Source organism: Pseudomonas turukhanskensis, from assembly GCF_027922365.1.
Lineage (GTDB): Bacteria > Pseudomonadota > Gammaproteobacteria > Pseudomonadales > Pseudomonadaceae > Aquipseudomonas > Aquipseudomonas turukhanskensis.
The window spans coordinates 295,988-312,488 of record NZ_BSFN01000004.1 but is presented as its reverse complement, the minus strand read 5'-3'; the positions used below and the strand labels follow the sequence as shown (position 1 = coordinate 312,488).

Sequence of the window (16,501 nt, the reverse complement as noted above, 5' to 3'; positions counted from 1 at the left end):
TTGGAGAATCACCATGCAAACCATCAAAGCCCTGTACACCGCCACTGCAACTGCCACCGGTGGCCGCGACGGCCGCGCTGTGTCGTCCGACGGCATTCTCGACGTAAAACTGACCACCCCGCGTGAGCTCGGCGGCCAAGGTGGCGAAGCAACCAACCCGGAACAACTGTTCGCTGCCGGCTACTCGGCCTGCTTTATCGGCGCCCTGAAATTCGTGGCTGGCCAGCAGAAAAAACAACTGCCTGCCGACAGCTCGATCACTGGCAAGGTAGGCATTGGCCAGATCCCGGGCGGTTTTGGTCTGGAAGTGGAATTGAACATCAGCCTGCCAGGTTTCGACCGCGATGAAGCGCAAGCCCTGGTAGATGCCGCTCACCAGGTGTGCCCTTACTCCAACGCCACCCGTGGCAATATCCAGGTGACCCTGAATATCGCTGTCTGATTTTCCTGGGTAACGAACGCAAAAAGGCCGATCTTAGATCGGCCTTTTTGCATTGCAGCGGCGCTTAGTCGAGGCTCAACCGAGCGCGGTTTTTCTCCAGTGTTGAGGCACCAATGCCCTTCACTTCCAGCAACTCATCCACCGAGGTGAAGGGGCCGTTGGCTTCGCGGTACTCGACGATGGCCTGCGCCTTGACCTGACCAATCCCGATCAGGCCAGTCTGTAGCGCCTGTGCGTCGGCGGTATTGAGGTTGAGCGCGCCCGCTACCGGCGCCCGGGCAGGCTGGGCGACGGCGGATTGGGCAGGTTCGACCTTCACAGGCTCGGCCGCAGAAGTGCCGATGGAGAAAAACGCGAGGGCTGCAAACAACAGCGAAGAGACGTATCCGATACGCATGATGAAACTCCTTGAAAGTTGGTTACGCAGGGCATTTAGCGCCCTGCGGTGGCCAACTTATGGGCAGCTTCAATGCAGTGTCAAATCACTCGGCGGCGGTGCCTCGATACGTTTTTTATGAATTAAATCAACGATTTCGCGCTCCGGCACATAGCCGTTCACGTGTTCTCGCAGCAATTCTCGCAGGCGCTCGTAATCATCACGCTCCACCGCCAGAAAGATCTCATTCAACACTTCCTTGAAAACCGACCAGGGCAGGTGTTCTTCATCGGCACGCATGATCATCGGGTGTTCGGTGGGACTGACGTTGTCGCCAATCAGCAGCTCCTCGTAGAGCTTCTCGCCAGAGCGCAGGCCAGTGAACTCGATGGCGATATCACCCTGGGGGTTCTGCTCATTGCGTACCGTCAGGCCAGACAGGTGAACCATTTTCGCCGCCAACTCGGCAATTTTTACCGGCGAGCCCATGTCGAGCACGAAGACATCCCCGCCCCGCCCCATGGAACCGGCCTGGATAACCAACTGCGCAGCTTCGGGGATGGTCATGAAATAGCGGGTGATATTCGGGTGCGTCACAGTGATGGGGCCGCCACGCTTGATCTGCTCGCGAAACAACGGAATGACCGAGCCCGACGAGCCCAGCACATTGCCGAAACGCACCATGGTAAAGCGCGTGCGGTTGGGCGGCGTGCTCGCCTTGGCGCCCATCAACAACGGGCTTTTTTCCAGGCTCAAGGCTTGTAGAGTCATTTCTGCCAACCGCTTGGTGCTGCCCATGACATTGGTGGGCCGCACCGCCTTGTCGGTTGAAATCAGCACAAAGTGCTCCACGCCTGCCTGCACAGCGGCCTGGGCGGTCTGCAGGGTGCCCGCCACGTTGTTCAACACGCCCTCGGCCACGTTGTGCTCAACGATGGGCACGTGTTTGTAAGCGGCCGCGTGGTACACCGTGTTGACGCCCCAGGTGCGCATCACATCCAGCAGCCGTTCGCAATTGCGCACCGAGCCTAGAATCGGCACCAGCCTGATATTCAGCCCTTCGTGGCGCAGGCGCCCTTCCAGCTCTGTCTGAATGCTGTAGAGGTTGTATTCGCTGTGTTCAAACAGCACCAACGCCGTTGGTGCGCAGGACAGAATTTGCCGACACAGCTCGGAGCCGATGGAACCACCGGCCCCTGTCACCATCACCACCTGGTTGCGAATGCAGCGTTCGAACAAATCAGCGCGCGGCGGTACCGCATCGCGCCCGAGCAAATCGGCGATATCCACTTCCTGCAGATCGCTGACACTCACCCGGCCGCTGGCCAGGTCCGAAAACCCAGGGACCGTGCGCACATGCACGGGATAGGGTTCCAAGGCGGCGAGAATTTCCCGCCGCCGCGAACGGGACGCCGAAGGAATGGCCAGCAGCACTTCCTGCGCCCCGGTTTCCTCGATCAACTGGGAAATCTTGCGCGAGGTATACACGGTCAACCCCGCCACCACGCGATTGGCGATGCCTTCATCGTCGTCGATAAAGGCCACCGGGCGCATGCTCTTGCCCATGCGCAGGGCCGCGACCAACTGATTACCGGCCGAACCGCCGCCGTATATCGCCACCTTGGTGAGCCCGTCGTTCTGGCGAAAAAACGGAACATGCTGACCGGCCAATAGCCAGTCACCGAGAAAGTATTGACGCATGAACAGGCGCAGACCGCCGATCATCAGGAGGCTCAGCCACCAGTAATTGAACACTACGGAGCGTGGCACCATGACGTTGGCGCGGTACATATAGATGTACAACCCCAGCAGCAAGGCCGACAACGACACGGCTTTGAAGATGGCCACCAGGGCTTCATTGCCGAAGTAGCGCATGACCGCCCGGTACATGCCGAAACGGATGAAGATGGGAATGGAAATGACAGGGGCAGCTAGAAACAACCACGCGTAATCGCCGACGGGATCGATTGGCCGATCTATGCCCAGGCGCACGACAAAGGCACCCCACAACGACAGCCACACCAGCACAACATCCGTACACACTTGCAGAAGACGCTTGTAACGACGACGCAGACCTACCAGGCGCTCACGCAGCTGAATGCCGTTTTTACCGCTTTTACCGTTTTTGCCCGTCACATTCGCTCCGATCCATGTTGACCCATCCCCTGTCAGCGGCAGTGTTTATCACTCTTGCTTCCCTGCATCGTATCTGACCGCCAGCCAAACCAGCGGAACACAGGCTAATACAAAGCCCGCGACACCATCCAGGCCGCCCACAGCCACCCAGACCGCAAGCGGCAGTAACCAGCCTATATTCAAGGCCAGTACCGCCAGGGTGACCAGCCTGTGTTGGCCGTGGCGACGGGAGGCATACTGGTAAGCGTGACTGCGGTGCGCTTCGTACACCTTGTCACCGCGCAGCAGGCGGCGGAGCAAGGTCCAGGTGGCGTCCACAATAAACACCGCCAGCAGAATCAGCCAGCTCCAAAGCAATTGTGGTGCCACCCATGCGGCCTGCAGTGAAAGAATGCCCAGCGCCAGCCCGAGAAAACCGCTACCGGCATCGCCCATGAAGATCTTCGCTGGCGGAAAATTCCAGTACAGAAATCCGCCACTTGCCGCCGCCAGCAACAAGGGCAACACGGCCATCTCCGGCAAGCCCAGCAGTCCATACAGCAATGCCCCGGCGCCACATACGGTCACCACCTCAACCCCGGCGATACCGTCGATACCGTCCATGAAGTTGTACAGGTTGAGCAGCCAGACCAGATAAAAAGCCGCCGCCACATGGCCCAGCCAATTCAGGTCGAACACCACCCCGCCCACCTGCACAGGCGGCAGGCCGCCCAACCAGAAAAGTGCCCACACCGCGCCAGCAAAGTGCGCAAGCAGGCGCCAGCGCGCAGCGATATGACCGTGGTCATCGAGATACCCCACCACCGCGACGCAGCCGCCACCACCGAGCAATGCCCAGGCCAGCGGCCAACTGATATCACCCCACCAGGCCAACAGCGGCAATACCAGCAGAAAGCTCAGCACAATGGCCACGCCGCCGCCACGAGGCGTGGGCACCGTGTGTGAGCTGCGAGCGTTGGGAATATCGAGCAGGCTGCTGGCCAGCGCGTAGCGACGAAATGCCAGGGTCAGCGCCCAGGCCAGTACGGCTACCAGCGCCGCCACAACAAAAATATTCATCTGTTTTGACTGTCCAGATAACGCGCGGCGGCGCTGGCCAGGCCACGCTCAACCGCTATAGGCGGGTGCCAATTCAATAGCTCGCGGGTTTTGTTGATATCCACTTGCAGCGAGCCGCACAGACGGCGGCCCATGTCCTCCCGGCCGAGCAGGCGGGCGCCGCCTTCCAGCCAGCGTTGCGGCACCGGCAGCAACCGCGCCGGACGACCCAGCGCGGCACCCAGCTGGCGCAACAACTCGGAGGTGGACAGGTCGTGACCATCGCTTACCAGAAAGCGTTGGCCCGCCGCGGCAGGATGGACCAGGCACACGGCCAGCAAGTCGGCCAGGTTAGCCACGGCCACCAGGCTGCGGCGGTTGTTGATGGCGCCGAAGGGCAAGGGTATGCCGCGGTGCAACCAGCGCATCATGCTGAGAAAGTTGGCTTTCACGTCTGGCCCGTAAACGAGCGGCGGGCGTACCACGACCACCTCCAGCCCGGTCTCTCGAGCCAGCGCAAACAGCCCTTCTTCGGCTTCCAGTTTGGACAGGCCGTACGGGTCGTTAGCCGCGGGTTTATCGTCGGCGTGAAAAGCCTGCCCTGGCTGGGTGGCCTCGCCATTGACCTTGATAGAGCTGAGGTAAACGAACCGCCGAACACCCGCCTGCACCGCCTGACGCGCCAGTTGCAGCGTGCCCTGGACATTCGCCCGGCGAAACGCCTGCAGCGGATCAGCTTCCTGCTCGCGCATCACATGCACCCGGGCCGCGCAGTGAATCACCGCATCCATGCCCGACAGTGCGGCCGACCAGTCAGCGTCCGGCCCCAGGTCCGGCGCCGCGCAGGCCTCTACATCGCTCTGGACTATGGCCGGCAGCGTGCGAAAAGCACAGCGCACCCTGTAGGCACCTTCAGCCAACAGACGTTCCTGCACGGCGCGCCCAACGAAGCCACTCGCGCCAGTCAATAAAACACGCATTACGCAGCTCAGTCTTTGTGCCAGACGGTACGGTTGATGTAGTCGGTATAACTCAGTACCACCCGCACAACCTGCAGCGACACCGGGCCGCCCTGGTAATCGGGTACCAATGGCACCTTGCGTTCGCCGCGCACGTGCTGGCTGGTCACCACGCGTACCGCATCCATCACGGCGCCGGCTTTCAGGCCGCTCATGATCAGAGTCCCTTCGTCCATGCCTTCCGGGCGCTCGTGGGCATTGCGCAGCGTTACCGCCGGAAGATTCAGCAACGAGGCTTCCTCGGTGATGGTGCCGCTGTCTGACAGCACGCAAAACGCCGACATCTGCAGTTTGATGTAGTCCAGCAGACCAAAGGGTTTTACAAAGCGGATCAAGGGGTGGTCCAGCGACTCGCCCAGTGCTTCCAAGCGCTTGCGGGTGCGCGGGTGAGTGGACACGATCAGAGGTAAACCATACGCATCAGCCAGCGCGCGCAGCGTAGCCAGCAGGTCGCGCAGGTTATCCGGGGTGTCGACGTTTTCTTCGCGGTGGGCGCTGACGATAAAGAACTTGTCCTGCTCAAGCCCGCTGCGTTCGAGCACATCGGACTGCTCGATTTTCGCCCGGTAGTAGTCGAGCACCTCGGCCATGTGCGAGCCGGTCTTGATGATGGTTTCGGGGCGGATACCCTCGGCTATGAGATAGCGGCGCGCATGCTCGGTGAGCACCATGTTGATGTCACTGAGGTGGTCGAGAACTTTGCGGTTAAGTTCCTCGGGCACGCGCTGATCAAAGCAGCGATTGCCGGCTTCCATATGGAACACGGGAATCTTGCGACGCTTGGCGGAAATCACCGCCAGGCAGGTGTTGGTGTCGCCGTACAGCATCAGCGCATCGGGCTTTTCCAGCTCGAAAATTTCATCGGCCTTGGCAATCACTTCAGCGATGGTTTTGGCGGCGGTGTCGCCGGCCACACCGAGAAAGTAATCGGGCTTGCGAATTTCCAGGTCGTCGAAAAAGACCTGGTTCAGCTCGTAATCATAGTTCTGCCCGGAATGAACCAGTACATGGTTCACCTGCCGGTCCAGTTCGGCGATCACGCGGCTCATCTTGATCAGTTCGGGGCGGGTGCCCACCAGGGTCATGACCTTAAGCATTGAGCTCTGCCTTGATGTAGTCCAGGTTCAGCAGCAGGCTCTTGATGCCGGCAACGTCCAGGCGCGCAGTGTTGTGCGAGGTGTAATCGTCCAGCTCAGAGATGCGCTGCTCGCCCTCGACAAAATACTTTTTGTAGTTGAGGTCGCGGTTATCGGCGGGAATGCGGTAATACCGGCCCATGTCTTCGGCCTTGGCCATTTCTTCGCGCGATACCAGCGATTCGTACAGCTTTTCGCCGTGGCGAGTGCCGATCACCTTCACCGTGTTGTCTTTGCCAAACAGCTCTTTAAGCGCCTGGGCCAGATCGCCCACGGTGGAGGCCGGGGCTTTCTGAATAAACAGATCGCCCTGCTGGCCATGTTCAAAGGCGTGCAGTACCAGGTCGACCGAATCTTCCAGCGACATCAGGAAGCGGGTCATTTCCGGGTCTGTCACGGTCAGCGGCTCGTTGGTCTTCAATTGCTCGACAAACAGCGGAATGACCGAACCGCGCGAAGCCATGACATTGCCGTAACGGGTGGCGCAGATAACCGGGCCGCTGGCCGGAATCATCCGCGACTTGGCGACCATCAGCTTTTCCGCCATGGCCTTGGAAATGCCCATGGCGTTGATCGGGTACACCGCCTTGTCGGTACTGAGCACCACCACGCGCTTCACGCCGGTCGCGATGGCGGCGTTCAGCACGTTTTCAGTGCCCAGCACATTGGTGCGCACCGCTTCCATGGGATAGAACTCGCAGGACGGCACCTGCTTGAGCGCCGCCGCGTGGAAGATATAGTCCACGCCGACCATGGCCTGGGCCAGGCTGTCGTAATCGCGCACATCACCGATATAGAACTTGACCTTGTCGTTAGCCAAGGCGATGCGCATGTCTTCCTGCTTTTTCTCATCGCGGGAAAAAATGCGAATTTCGCGCACGCTGGTATTGAGGAAGCGCCGCAACACCGTGTGGCCAAAGGAACCGGTACCACCGGTGATCATCAATACCTTGTCGTCGAACATAAAATCTTCCAGATCAAAAATGAGCAGGCCATCCGGCCGCTTGAACTCGTGTTAACGCTGCGCGTGCATGCGCCGAATCAGCTCCGGCCAGGCCGGCGCGCGGTAGCCGGTGGCCTGGGCAAATCGCGAGCCGTTCAGGGAGCGGTCAATCACCAGCGCGGCATCCGGGTTGATAGCAATTTGCTTGCCGTACGCGGCCGCCACCAGTTGCAGCAGATCGAGCTTGGCGATCGGCTCGGCTGCGACATGATACAGGCCATTGAGCTCAGGGTGCGTGAGCACGTAGTCCTTCATCACATGGGCCAGCTCCACAGTAGGCAACCCGGAAAACACTGCTTTGCTGAAGCCGCGCACGCTGCCCTGTTGCGCCAGGAACCAATCCACCAGCGCATAGCTGGAGCCCAGTTCGTGGCCGATGATGGAGGTGCGCAAGGTGATAGCGTGTGGCGCATCGTGCAGCTCGCCGATGTACTTGGATTTGCCGTACAGGTCATCCGCGTCCGACGGATCGCTCTCCAGGTAACCACCCTGCTTGCCCGAGAACACGCAATCGGTGCTCACATGAATCAGCCGCGCGCCGGCCACTTCGCACAGGCGGGCCAGGCGATGGGGCAACATGGCGTTGATCGGCAAGGCGGTAAGCGGGTCCTTGGCATCGGCCAGTTGCTTGATCAAACCGATGCAGTTGATCACCACCTGCGGGCGGGTTTTGGCGAATGCCGCCAGCAGCGCGTCCTGGTCGAGCACATCCACACCCGACAGCAGGCGATCACGCCAGGCCGGCGCGAACGCGGCGACCGCCGCCGTGCTGCGCAACGTGCCCCATACCTCGTGACTGGCGTCGGCAGAAAACACCTTGAACACGGCATTGCCCAGCATGCCGGATGCGCCCAGAACCAGAACTTTCATTTGCTGCCATCCTCTTCAACGCGGCGGCCCAGGTGCTCCACAAGGATGCGCACCTGGCTGTTCATTTCGAAATTAGCCTGGAAGTAGGCCTGGCCGCAGCGGCCCATGGCCTCCCGTTGCGCCGCGTCCAACTCTTGCAAGCGGCGAATGTTGGCCACCAGCGGCAGCACTTTCTGTGCCGGCGAAGCCAACCCGGCGCCGGCCTCGGTGACCACACGGGCGCCCTCGCCGTTCATGCACGCCAGAATCGGCCGGCCTGCCGCCAGGTACGCCTGAATCTTGCTGGGGATGGTCTGCGCAAACGCCTCTTCATCGTTCAGCGACACCAGTAGCGCCGCGGACTGCGCAAAAATCTCCGGCATGGCTTCGGCCGGGTAGCGCCCGGCCAGAATCAGGTTATCCAACTCCAGCGCCTGCTGTTGCGCCTTGAGCCAGCCCAGGCGACTGCCGCTGCCCACCAGCACAATGCGAATGTACGGATCATCGCGCAGGTTGTGGGCGGCCTGCACCACCGTTTCCAAGGCTTGCGCAGTGCCCAGGTTGCCGGCAAACACCACACAGAAATAGTTCGCCAGTACCTCACTGAGCAGCGGCGGGATGCTCGCCTGCGTCGCACTGGGGCGCACATCGAGGGAATTGGGGTAATACACAACCTTGCTCCGGTCGGCATAACGCGCAACCGGCTCGATAAACGCGCGCGACTGCACCAACAACGTGTCGCAGCCACGGTAAATCGCCCGCACCAGCCAACCCACCGCGCGCAGCGCATGGCGATTGCGCACAAACCCGGTGGCCGCCAGGCTTTCCGGCCACAGGTCCTGAACCCAGAGGGCGAGCTTGGCCTTTTTCAGCCACTTGAGCAGGATGGCCGGAATGGTTTGCAGCACCGGCGACGGGGCGAACACCAGGATGGCGTCGAACTCACGCTTGCGCAGCAGCCAAGGCAAAAAGACCAGGCCCGAGGCGATAAAGGACAGGTAATTGAGCAGCAGATTCCTCGCCCCACCCTGCCCGCGCGGCCACAGCGGTACGCGGACCACGTCTATGCGCTCCAGATAACGCTCACGCTGGGTACCCATCGCCCGGTAGCCCTCAAACACCTCGCCATCAGGATAATTGGGCTTGCCGGTGGCAACGACCACGGTGTGGCCCTGCTCGTCGAGCAGGCGCACGATGTCGTTGATGATGAAGTGTTCGGGCCAGAAGTATTGGGAAAGGACGAGGATTTTCACAGCTACCTTCCGGAAAAGAACTTGTAGAAACGTTCTCTAACCCAATACAGGGAAGCGCGAGAATTAAACAAAACCTTCACGCGAGCCCTCACCGAGAGCTCCCAAAGCAACATGAGCAGGACAGGTTTGCCCAGATAGCGCAGGAGCTGCAAAGCGAACTCCATCAGCACCTGGCGCTGCTGGGCTTGGGTCAGGAAACCTCGGCGTTGCTCATAGAAAAAGAACAATGCGCGCTGGCGCATCCACATTTGCTCATTGACCTGAGCGAACGAGACGCCTCGCTTGTAGCTGTTATTTTCATGAATCCGATACAACAAACCAACCTCTGGCACGTGCTCAATATGCACGCCAGAAAAACGCACATGTAACATCAACCAATTGTCTTCATTGGCTAATGTCGGCGGTATTGGAAATGCTATATCGCCAAAAGCCCGGTTGAATGCGATGCAGCCGCCTGACTCCAGTCCGCGAGCAGGATGTTTAGGCAACTCCATCCCGTCATAACGGCCCTGCTCTGAAAAAGACTTCAGCTTGCAAAACGTAACGGCGGGACCTTCGATGGACGAGGCTTTCAATGGCGCAATGCGCCGAGCGAGCACATCGGACTGGATGACATCGTCACCTGCAAACAGCACAAAATACGACCCTGAGGCATGCTCATATGCAGTACTGAATGCGCGGGCTTTACCTATGCCGGTCGTTCGAATCAGTTTGACGTGGGCAAGATCAAGCGCCTCTACGATATCCGGGGTTCCGTCGTCGGAACCGTCATCGACAAGTACGACTTCAAAATCACTGGCAAACGATATGGAGGCAAGAGCGCCTTCGATATATCGAGCCTCATTTTTCACTGCCATTAACACACTTAGCACGGCACACCAGCTATCAAATTGTAGTAATTTTTAATCGACGATTCGGACGTATACGAAAGTGCCGCCCGGTATGACGCGGCATGAATGCGCTCGATATCTGACGCGCAGTATTCAAGGATTTTATGTTTGATCTCGGCGACCGTTGCACTGTGTACCAGATAGCCATTTTTTCCGTCTTCGATAATTCCGTCCACGCCCCACCCGGCATGCCCAATTACCACACAGCCTTGAGACATTGCTTCCAGATAAGCCATCCCCAATGTTTCCGGCGCGCTGGGCATTATAAAAAGATCAGCGGCGTGCATGGCGTCCAGCACATGCGCCCTTGGACAAAAGCCATGAAAGGTCACATAGCCTTGCATATCGAGGGCGCTGACCATTTTTTCGAGGGCATCTCGCAGAGGCCCATCCCCGTAGATATTCACTTCCACCGCTTGCTCTTTCGAAACCAGCGCAATGGCCTCCAGAACCTGAGGAATGTTTTTCAAGGGAATAAAAACCGAAGCCATTACAATTTTTAGCACCCCGCCCGGCCTGAAAGCTGGCGGTCTTTCGCGAAACAGTTCATTGGGCACGCCACTGTAGGCGACGCCGTCAACGCGCGCCGATGGCGCCAGCAATTCAAATTGGCGTGACAAAGCCGATGACCGCGTGAGCACGGTATCGGCATGCTGCACCGTCCAATCCAGATAACGCGACTTCAAATCGCTATTGTGTAAAACAAACACCCAACGACTGAACTGTCGACCAAACACTTTATAGGCTGCAAAGAAACAAGACGACATGTGGCATACAGCGACTTCGCCACCTTCAACTCGCAAAAAACGTCGCAAAAAAAGACGAGTCAGCAAGGTATTCATAACCAGGCCGACGCCAAACTTGGGCGTATCGATAACCCAAATGCCATTGATCAGCGTCTTTTTGCTGGAAAATTGAAAACCTTTTCTGGTCAGAATGGGAAAAAAACGCACCACCGCCGCTACGTCAACACCACACGAGCTGACACCCTCGACCAACTCGCGGACAGCAAACGTAGTTCCAGATGCACTTCTAGAATCTTCCACAGGATATAAATCTGTAAAAAATATTGCCTTCATAAATAAGGGTCACATAGAAATGCTGTCAAAAACCTCTTTCCACATAAGATCAACTTGCTGTTCAATTTTTCGTGCTCCGCTATCAAGAATATCGGCAAAGCCGCCTTGTTTGACCAAGGCAGTAAATGCGTCCAGTTTTTCGATCAGCTCCGCTTCAGCAAGCATCACATCCAGGATCAATGTCCCATCAAGACCAAAATCATTGAACAACTCTTCGTACTTATGACTCCAGCCCGTGGCCAAAGCAGGCACACATTGGCTTAGCGCACTGACCAAACCATGGTACCTGCCACCGATCATAAAGCTTGCAGTTCCGATGATTCCTTTTATGAGCAACGCATCCTGTTCATAAATAACGTCGATGTCCCCGGCTCGTTTGGCTAACGATACGGCAAGGTCATAATCATCTCTTTCGTGCACCAGAACGAAAGGCCGTTCGCCTTGGGCAATCAAATGGTTAATGCATTGCGTTAGAAAATCCAGATACCTACCGGCCCGTTCGCCATCTACGCGATCAATCATCCGTGCATTGGGAACTACACAGGGTCGGCCTTCTAGAAACTGGTAGCGGTCGGCAGTCTTACCTTTCAAGCCGCAGGTAAAATCCGGGCAGAGCTTCAAATTTTTTACCCCATCAAGCTCCTTGGTATAACCGTAGGACACGTTGTCGCGAGCAAACACCAACGTACCGGCTGCCAGAAAGCTCGATACGTAATTTGAAATTTCAGCGTTGCGAAACGGTCCGAGGGCCTGAGGCATAAAAATGACTTTCTTGCCTTGGCGCTTCCAGGCTTTCGAGGATCGATAGAGGTCCTTGCTAACCGCTACGCCGCACTGATCCGAGTAGGCGAAGCCTGCAATATCGATGACAACATCTACTTCGCTATCAAGCACCACGCCATAGCGCTCTCTGATTTTTTTTGGAACAAGGCAAAGCAATGTTCCAACATCCAGGCCAAATTTACGGATCGAGGCCTTCGGGTAGATGCCCAATCTGGAATAATCGCTGTAAGCCTGACCACCCCGCTCACTGGACGGTATTATTGTGAACTTAGCCGTCGGAAACCGGCTGGACACTTTATCCAGGACAGCCAGGAGCATCAGCTCGGCGCCCTTGTTAATAAAACCGCCCTTCCTGATTTCAACGATCAACCCGAAAACTCCTCAATAATTGTTCCGCGCTTTTTCTTTTGTGAATACGCGATGCCACCGGTCGAAACGGCGAACCCCACAGAAATCAACATAATCACTTTCTCGTGGTAGCCAAGCTTTAGCGCCTCTTTAATTTTGCGCTCGGACATACTCATATCCGGCCAATTGATGGGGCAACTGGACAACCCTCTGACTTCCAACGCCAACATGAACTGCATGGAAGCCAGCGACGAATCGATATAGATAAGATGGCGATCTTTTTCTTCTTCGTAAGCCGATAGATCGCCGACTACGACAACGAGAAACGGAATGTTCTGAGCAAAGCCGGCCGTTCCATTTGCAAGCGGCGCAATGGACGCGATGCGCGCCTTGTCCTCGACAAAGACGAAGCGATACGGCAAACGATTACAAGCCGATGGCGCTTGAGCCGCTATTTCTGCCGACTCGATAACAAGGTCTTTTGGGATGGTGCGATCTTCATACCAGCGTACGGAGCGCCTGGCTTTGAACAGGATATCCAGTTGATCCTTATGGATGTTGGGCTTCTGGATACTTTGGAACTCATACGGACTGTACGCACCGTCGATGTCATTCTTCAGATCTTTTCTGAACGCGTCATATAAACGCTGGGCACGAGCGATTTTCTCTGTGCTGCCAACAACCGAAAAGTACAGATCCAGTACATCGGTAGCCCATTTTATTTCATCCGCACAGGCGAACTGTTTGGCCGAAGCGATACGAAGATACTCGACGGTATCCTCAATGAAATGCTCACCAAACACCTTTTTGCGGGGCTGCATCAACAGCCCTTTTTCCAACCGATGAATGTTGCGCCGTAAGGCATACACCCCCTCACCCTGGAACGTAAGGTGGACCAACCGGCCAGCCAATACTGAACGAAATTCTCGATCAAATTCCCGATTGAAAAGAAAGTAGTAGAGTCTGGAAAGGAAAAAACTTTTCGAAAAAAATGACACAGTGAAAATACTGGCGGCAGCGCGCCACCTACGTATAGTCCGACGAAGACCAAGGGGAACCAGCTTTTTAATAATAGCCTTCATCGAACCACTCTCTTATAAGCCGCAATCACCAGTCTCACAGGAAGAAAGAATGATTTAGTCATCCAATAGAAAAACTCACGCGTCTTGGCATAGAAAAACAGCGAAGCGTATGACGCTAGCCCATAGGAGATAAGCGTTGCGTAAGCAGCGCCCTCTGCTCCGGAGGCCGGAATAAAGTAGAAATTGAGCGCCACATTAATTACCGCACCGAGGCCCTGAGTCACAAGCGAGAAGATCAACGCACCTTCAACTACAATCCATTTTGAAAAAACCGTGCGCATAAATACAAAGACACCAGCCCATATGTGGATAGTCAACACAGAGGCACTCGCCGCGTATTCCTTTCCCCAAAAGGTATGAATGAATGCATCGGCAAAAAAAGTCATAAACAAAGCAACAGCAACTGCGACGCCTAATAAGCAGTCGAGCAGAGCCTGATAGTATTTTACGTACTGCTCCCTATTCCCAGTCTTTAGTTGCACTAACCTTGGAAAATAGGATGTCAGGATTGCAGCTGGAATAAAGTACCAAACCTCCGACAATTGCGCGCCAACGCTGTAAATGCCGACTTCGGCCGGACCGACCATCCACTTCAACATCACCTGGTCTATCTTCATGTACACCATGGCGAAGATAGACCCCAGAAATACCGGCCAGCTATTGCGTAAAAAATCCAGAGACAAACCGAGATTGACATCCGCAAGCGAGATCTTCAGCTTGGAAACCTTCTTGAAGAACCCATACACCAACAATGAGTACACGAAATACTGAAGCAGATTTGCCAATACGAACGGTAAGACACTGAACCCCACATAAACGAATGAAACCTTAGCTACGGCCGACAAGACCAGAGAAGACATGTTTGAAACCGAAACGTACTTCGACTTCACCTGCGACTGGAACCAGAAATCAAACACGCTAAGCGGCTGCAAAATTATCACCAGCCCAGCGATAACAAGGTACATAAACTCTTGGCCCCACCCCGAGCTGAAGTAAGCAACCACCACCAGCAGGAGGTAGCCGACTACCCCGGAAGACAGCTTCAAAAACAGACTGCTAGCGGCAACTACCTGCGGGGACCAATCGCCCTCAACGTACCGCTTGACGACAATACCCCCCAGCCCGGCATGCGCCGAAACAGCGAAAAGCGCGACGATAGACACCACATAGGACAACTGCCCGAACTGCTCAGGCCCAAGATGACGTGCAACCAGGGCCGCGACGAGAAAATTGACCAGAAGCAGAAATACTTTATCGCCGAACAGCCAAGCGATATTCCATATCAACTTGCGCTGCTCTTGATACCTCCGCAGGAGGGCCGCCTTAAACACTGCGCATACTCATGGGTGCTGTGCAGCGACCACAGAGTCGACAATGAACTGGACATCGCCAGACGACAAATAAGGATGCATGGGCAAGCTCATTACCTTGCTTGCCAGAAGATCGCCGACCGGTAGCTTTTTATCAGGATCAGCAACGGCAGGCTGGAGATTAAGTGGGATCGGGTAGTGCACCGCGGTTGGTACGCCCGCTTTCTCAAGCTTCGCTCTCAAGGTATCCCGGTCGTTGACCAGTACCGTGTATTGAGCCCAGGCACTGTAGTTATGCGATTCGATAACCGTTGGTTCAATTGCGGCATCTTTCAGGAGCGCGTTGTACCCATTGGCCACTTGCTGCCGCGACTCAAGCTCTTGCTCAAAGATTTCCAATTTGGGCAACAGAATGGCAGCCTGCAGCGTATCCAGTCGGCTATTCACACCGACCCGCACATGGTGGTAGCGACGGTCCTGACCGTGACGTGCGATTTGCCTCATCACTTTGGCCAGTTCATCGTCATTGGTAAAAATCGCGCCACCATCGCCGTAGCAACCCAACGGTTTGCTCGGAAAAAAGCTGGTACAGGCAATGTCGGTGAGATTGCAGGATCGCTTGCCTTTGTAAGTGGCACCGAAACTCTGCGCAGCGTCCTCGATTACGGGGATGCCGTATTTATTGGCGATCGCGTTGATGGTGTCGAAATCTGCACATTGCCCATAGAGCGACACGGGAATAATCGCTTTGGTGCGAGGAGTTATCGCCGCCTCAAGCAAGTCGGGATCGAGGTTGCAGGTTCGCGCGTCGACATCTACATAAACAGGTTTAGCGCCGAGCAAGGCTACGGTTTCCGCTGTGGCGATATAGGTAAATCCCGGGGTAATAACTTCGTCACCAGGGCCGATCCCCAGCGCCATTTGCGCAATCTGCAAGGCGTCTGTGCCGTTGGCGCAGGTGATGCAATGCATAGCACCGACAAAGGCCGCGAGTTTCTGTTCCAACTCGGAAACTTCAGGCCCGAGAATATATTGACCATGGGCCAATACCCGCTGAATGCCGGCGTCTATACGATCCTTGATAAGGGCTTGCTGAGCCTTGAGGTCTATAAAATCAATCATTGTGCCGCATCCTGCTTGCTTAACAGACCATCCTTGAGCACATACGTCGCGCTCGAGTGAGCGCAGCGCGCCTGGCCCCCGCCGCTCAACGGCAGTTGCAACTGCTCACCGTACTCACTCATCCACCCTATTTGCCTGCCCGGCACACCAACCATCAGCGCGTAGGCGGGAACATCCCTATTGATGACCGCTCCAGCACCCACGAACGCAAACTCGCCAACGGTTACACCACAGACGATGGTGCAATTGGCGCCTAGGGTTGCGCCTTTTTTGACGAGCGTGTTGCGGTACTCGCTTTTGCGCTCGATAAGCGAACGCGGATTGTAGACGTTGGTGAAGACCATGCTCGGGCCGCAGAACACGCCCTCTTCCAGAGTCACATTGTCATACACAGAGACGTTGTTCTGGATCTTGCAGTTATCACCTATGACCACCTTGTTCCCGACGAAGACGTTCTGCCCCAGCGAAACGCCTTTGCCAATCTCTGCTCCGCCGCAGACATGGACGAAATGCCAGACCCGCGAGCCCTCGCCTATGCGGGCACCATCATCGACTATCGCGCTGGGATGGACGGTATAGGTCATAGCTATTCTGGCTGCCTTGTCTGATGAACCCGAACCTCAAAAGGCCCGTGA

The 16,501-nt window shown here is 56.4% G+C and carries 16 protein-coding genes; 1 reads left to right on the top strand and 15 read right to left on the bottom strand.

Translation table 11 applies throughout. The annotated features are described in order from the left end of the window. Positions 1–13: 13 nt before the first annotated feature. Positions 14–442 carry an organic hydroperoxide resistance protein gene (locus PKE98_RS10065; RefSeq protein ID WP_271195142.1) on the top strand — a complete coding sequence of 143 codons (429 nt, stop codon included), beginning with the start codon at positions 14–16 and terminating at the stop codon, positions 440–442. A 64-nt stretch (positions 443–506) separates the two neighbouring features. Here PKE98_RS10065 and PKE98_RS10060 read toward each other — a convergent pair whose 3' ends face one another. The 15 genes from PKE98_RS10060 to wbpD all read right to left on the bottom strand — a co-directional run bounded on the left by PKE98_RS10060 (position 507) and on the right by wbpD (position 16,450). After that, the gene (locus PKE98_RS10060) at positions 507–839 is read right to left on the bottom strand and encodes a ComEA family DNA-binding protein (RefSeq protein WP_271195141.1); all 333 of its coding nucleotides are present in this window, start codon (positions 837–839) and stop codon (positions 507–509) included. Between the two features lie 69 nt (positions 840–908). Next, positions 909–2,912 carry a polysaccharide biosynthesis protein gene (locus tag PKE98_RS10055; RefSeq protein ID WP_373877840.1) on the bottom strand — a complete coding sequence of 668 codons (2,004 nt, stop codon included), beginning with the start codon at positions 2,910–2,912 and terminating at the stop codon, positions 909–911. 90 nt (positions 2,913–3,002) lie between these two features. Continuing rightward, positions 3,003–4,013: an MraY family glycosyltransferase gene (locus PKE98_RS10050; RefSeq protein ID WP_271195139.1), complete on the bottom strand. Its 1,011-nt coding sequence runs from the start codon at positions 4,011–4,013 to the stop codon at positions 3,003–3,005. Further along, on the bottom strand, positions 4,010–4,972 hold the full coding sequence (locus PKE98_RS10045; protein WP_271195138.1) for a UDP-glucose 4-epimerase family protein: 963 nt from the start codon (positions 4,970–4,972) through the stop codon (positions 4,010–4,012). Before PKE98_RS10045 ends, PKE98_RS10050 begins: the two co-directional genes overlap by 4 nt. Before the next feature lie 8 nt (positions 4,973–4,980). Further along, complete coding sequence (gene wecB / locus PKE98_RS10040; RefSeq protein WP_271195137.1) at positions 4,981–6,108, bottom strand: non-hydrolyzing UDP-N-acetylglucosamine 2-epimerase; 1,128 nt, start codon at positions 6,106–6,108, stop codon at positions 4,981–4,983. Further along, a complete protein-coding gene (locus PKE98_RS10035) occupies positions 6,101–7,111 on the bottom strand; it encodes a polysaccharide biosynthesis protein (RefSeq protein WP_271195136.1) in 1,011 nt (336 codons plus the stop codon). The genes wecB and PKE98_RS10035 overlap by 8 nt, the downstream gene beginning before the upstream one ends. 51 nt (positions 7,112–7,162) lie before the next feature. After that, on the bottom strand, positions 7,163–8,020 hold the full coding sequence (locus PKE98_RS10030; RefSeq protein ID WP_271195135.1) for a dTDP-4-dehydrorhamnose reductase family protein: 858 nt from the start codon (positions 8,018–8,020) through the stop codon (positions 7,163–7,165). Then, positions 8,017–9,252: a glycosyltransferase family 4 protein gene (locus PKE98_RS10025; RefSeq protein WP_271195134.1), complete on the bottom strand. Its 1,236-nt coding sequence runs from the start codon at positions 9,250–9,252 to the stop codon at positions 8,017–8,019. Before PKE98_RS10025 ends, PKE98_RS10030 begins: the two co-directional genes overlap by 4 nt. 2 nt (positions 9,253–9,254) lie before the next feature. Continuing rightward, positions 9,255–10,109 (bottom strand): glycosyltransferase, encoded by an 855-nt coding sequence (locus PKE98_RS10020; protein WP_271195133.1) that lies wholly within the window; start codon positions 10,107–10,109, stop codon positions 9,255–9,257. Between the two features lie 8 nt (positions 10,110–10,117). Beyond that, complete coding sequence (locus PKE98_RS10015) at positions 10,118–11,221, bottom strand: glycosyltransferase family 4 protein (protein ID WP_271195132.1); 1,104 nt, start codon at positions 11,219–11,221, stop codon at positions 10,118–10,120. 9 nt (positions 11,222–11,230) lie between these two features. Beyond that, on the bottom strand, positions 11,231–12,373 hold the full coding sequence (locus tag PKE98_RS10010; protein WP_271195131.1) for a polysaccharide pyruvyl transferase family protein: 1,143 nt from the start codon (positions 12,371–12,373) through the stop codon (positions 11,231–11,233). Next, on the bottom strand, positions 12,370–13,434 hold the full coding sequence (locus tag PKE98_RS10005; protein ID WP_271195130.1) for a nitroreductase family protein: 1,065 nt from the start codon (positions 13,432–13,434) through the stop codon (positions 12,370–12,372). The genes PKE98_RS10010 and PKE98_RS10005 overlap by 4 nt, the downstream gene beginning before the upstream one ends. Next, complete coding sequence (locus tag PKE98_RS10000; protein WP_271195129.1) at positions 13,431–14,765, bottom strand: flippase; 1,335 nt, start codon at positions 14,763–14,765, stop codon at positions 13,431–13,433. Before PKE98_RS10000 ends, PKE98_RS10005 begins: the two co-directional genes overlap by 4 nt. A 9-nt stretch (positions 14,766–14,774) precedes the next feature. Further along, entirely contained in the window at positions 14,775–15,866 is a 1,092-nt protein-coding gene (locus tag PKE98_RS09995) for a DegT/DnrJ/EryC1/StrS family aminotransferase (RefSeq protein ID WP_271195128.1), read from the bottom strand. Then, entirely contained in the window at positions 15,863–16,450 is a 588-nt protein-coding gene (gene wbpD, locus PKE98_RS09990) for a UDP-2-acetamido-3-amino-2,3-dideoxy-D-glucuronate N-acetyltransferase (protein ID WP_271195127.1), read from the bottom strand. Before wbpD ends, PKE98_RS09995 begins: the two co-directional genes overlap by 4 nt. Positions 16,451–16,501: the final 51 nt, after the last annotated feature.

What these genes read in the sequence shown, in the direction of transcription:
- PKE98_RS10060 (WP_271195141.1), bottom strand. Translation starts at nt 839, where the DNA reads ATGCGTATCGGATACGTCTCTTCGCTGTTGTTTGCAGCCCTCGCGTTT.
- PKE98_RS10015 (WP_271195132.1), bottom strand. Translation starts at nt 11,221, where the DNA reads ATGAAGGCAATATTTTTTACAGATTTATATCCTGTGGAAGATTCTAGA.
- PKE98_RS10035 (WP_271195136.1), bottom strand. Translation starts at nt 7,111, where the DNA reads ATGTTCGACGACAAGGTATTGATGATCACCGGTGGTACCGGTTCCTTT.
- PKE98_RS10045 (WP_271195138.1), bottom strand. Translation starts at nt 4,972, where the DNA reads ATGCGTGTTTTATTGACTGGCGCGAGTGGCTTCGTTGGGCGCGCCGTG.
- PKE98_RS10050 (WP_271195139.1), bottom strand. Translation starts at nt 4,013, where the DNA reads ATGAATATTTTTGTTGTGGCGGCGCTGGTAGCCGTACTGGCCTGGGCG.
- PKE98_RS10005 (WP_271195130.1), bottom strand. Translation starts at nt 13,434, where the DNA reads ATGAAGGCTATTATTAAAAAGCTGGTTCCCCTTGGTCTTCGTCGGACT.
- wbpD (WP_271195127.1), bottom strand. Translation starts at nt 16,450, where the DNA reads ATGACCTATACCGTCCATCCCAGCGCGATAGTCGATGATGGTGCCCGC.
- PKE98_RS09995 (WP_271195128.1), bottom strand. Translation starts at nt 15,866, where the DNA reads ATGATTGATTTTATAGACCTCAAGGCTCAGCAAGCCCTTATCAAGGAT.
- wecB (WP_271195137.1), bottom strand. Translation starts at nt 6,108, where the DNA reads ATGCTTAAGGTCATGACCCTGGTGGGCACCCGCCCCGAACTGATCAAG.
- PKE98_RS10020 (WP_271195133.1), bottom strand. Translation starts at nt 10,109, where the DNA reads ATGGCAGTGAAAAATGAGGCTCGATATATCGAAGGCGCTCTTGCCTCC.
- PKE98_RS10065 (WP_271195142.1), top strand. Translation starts at nt 14, where the DNA reads ATGCAAACCATCAAAGCCCTGTACACCGCCACTGCAACTGCCACCGGT.
- PKE98_RS10030 (WP_271195135.1), bottom strand. Translation starts at nt 8,020, where the DNA reads ATGAAAGTTCTGGTTCTGGGCGCATCCGGCATGCTGGGCAATGCCGTG.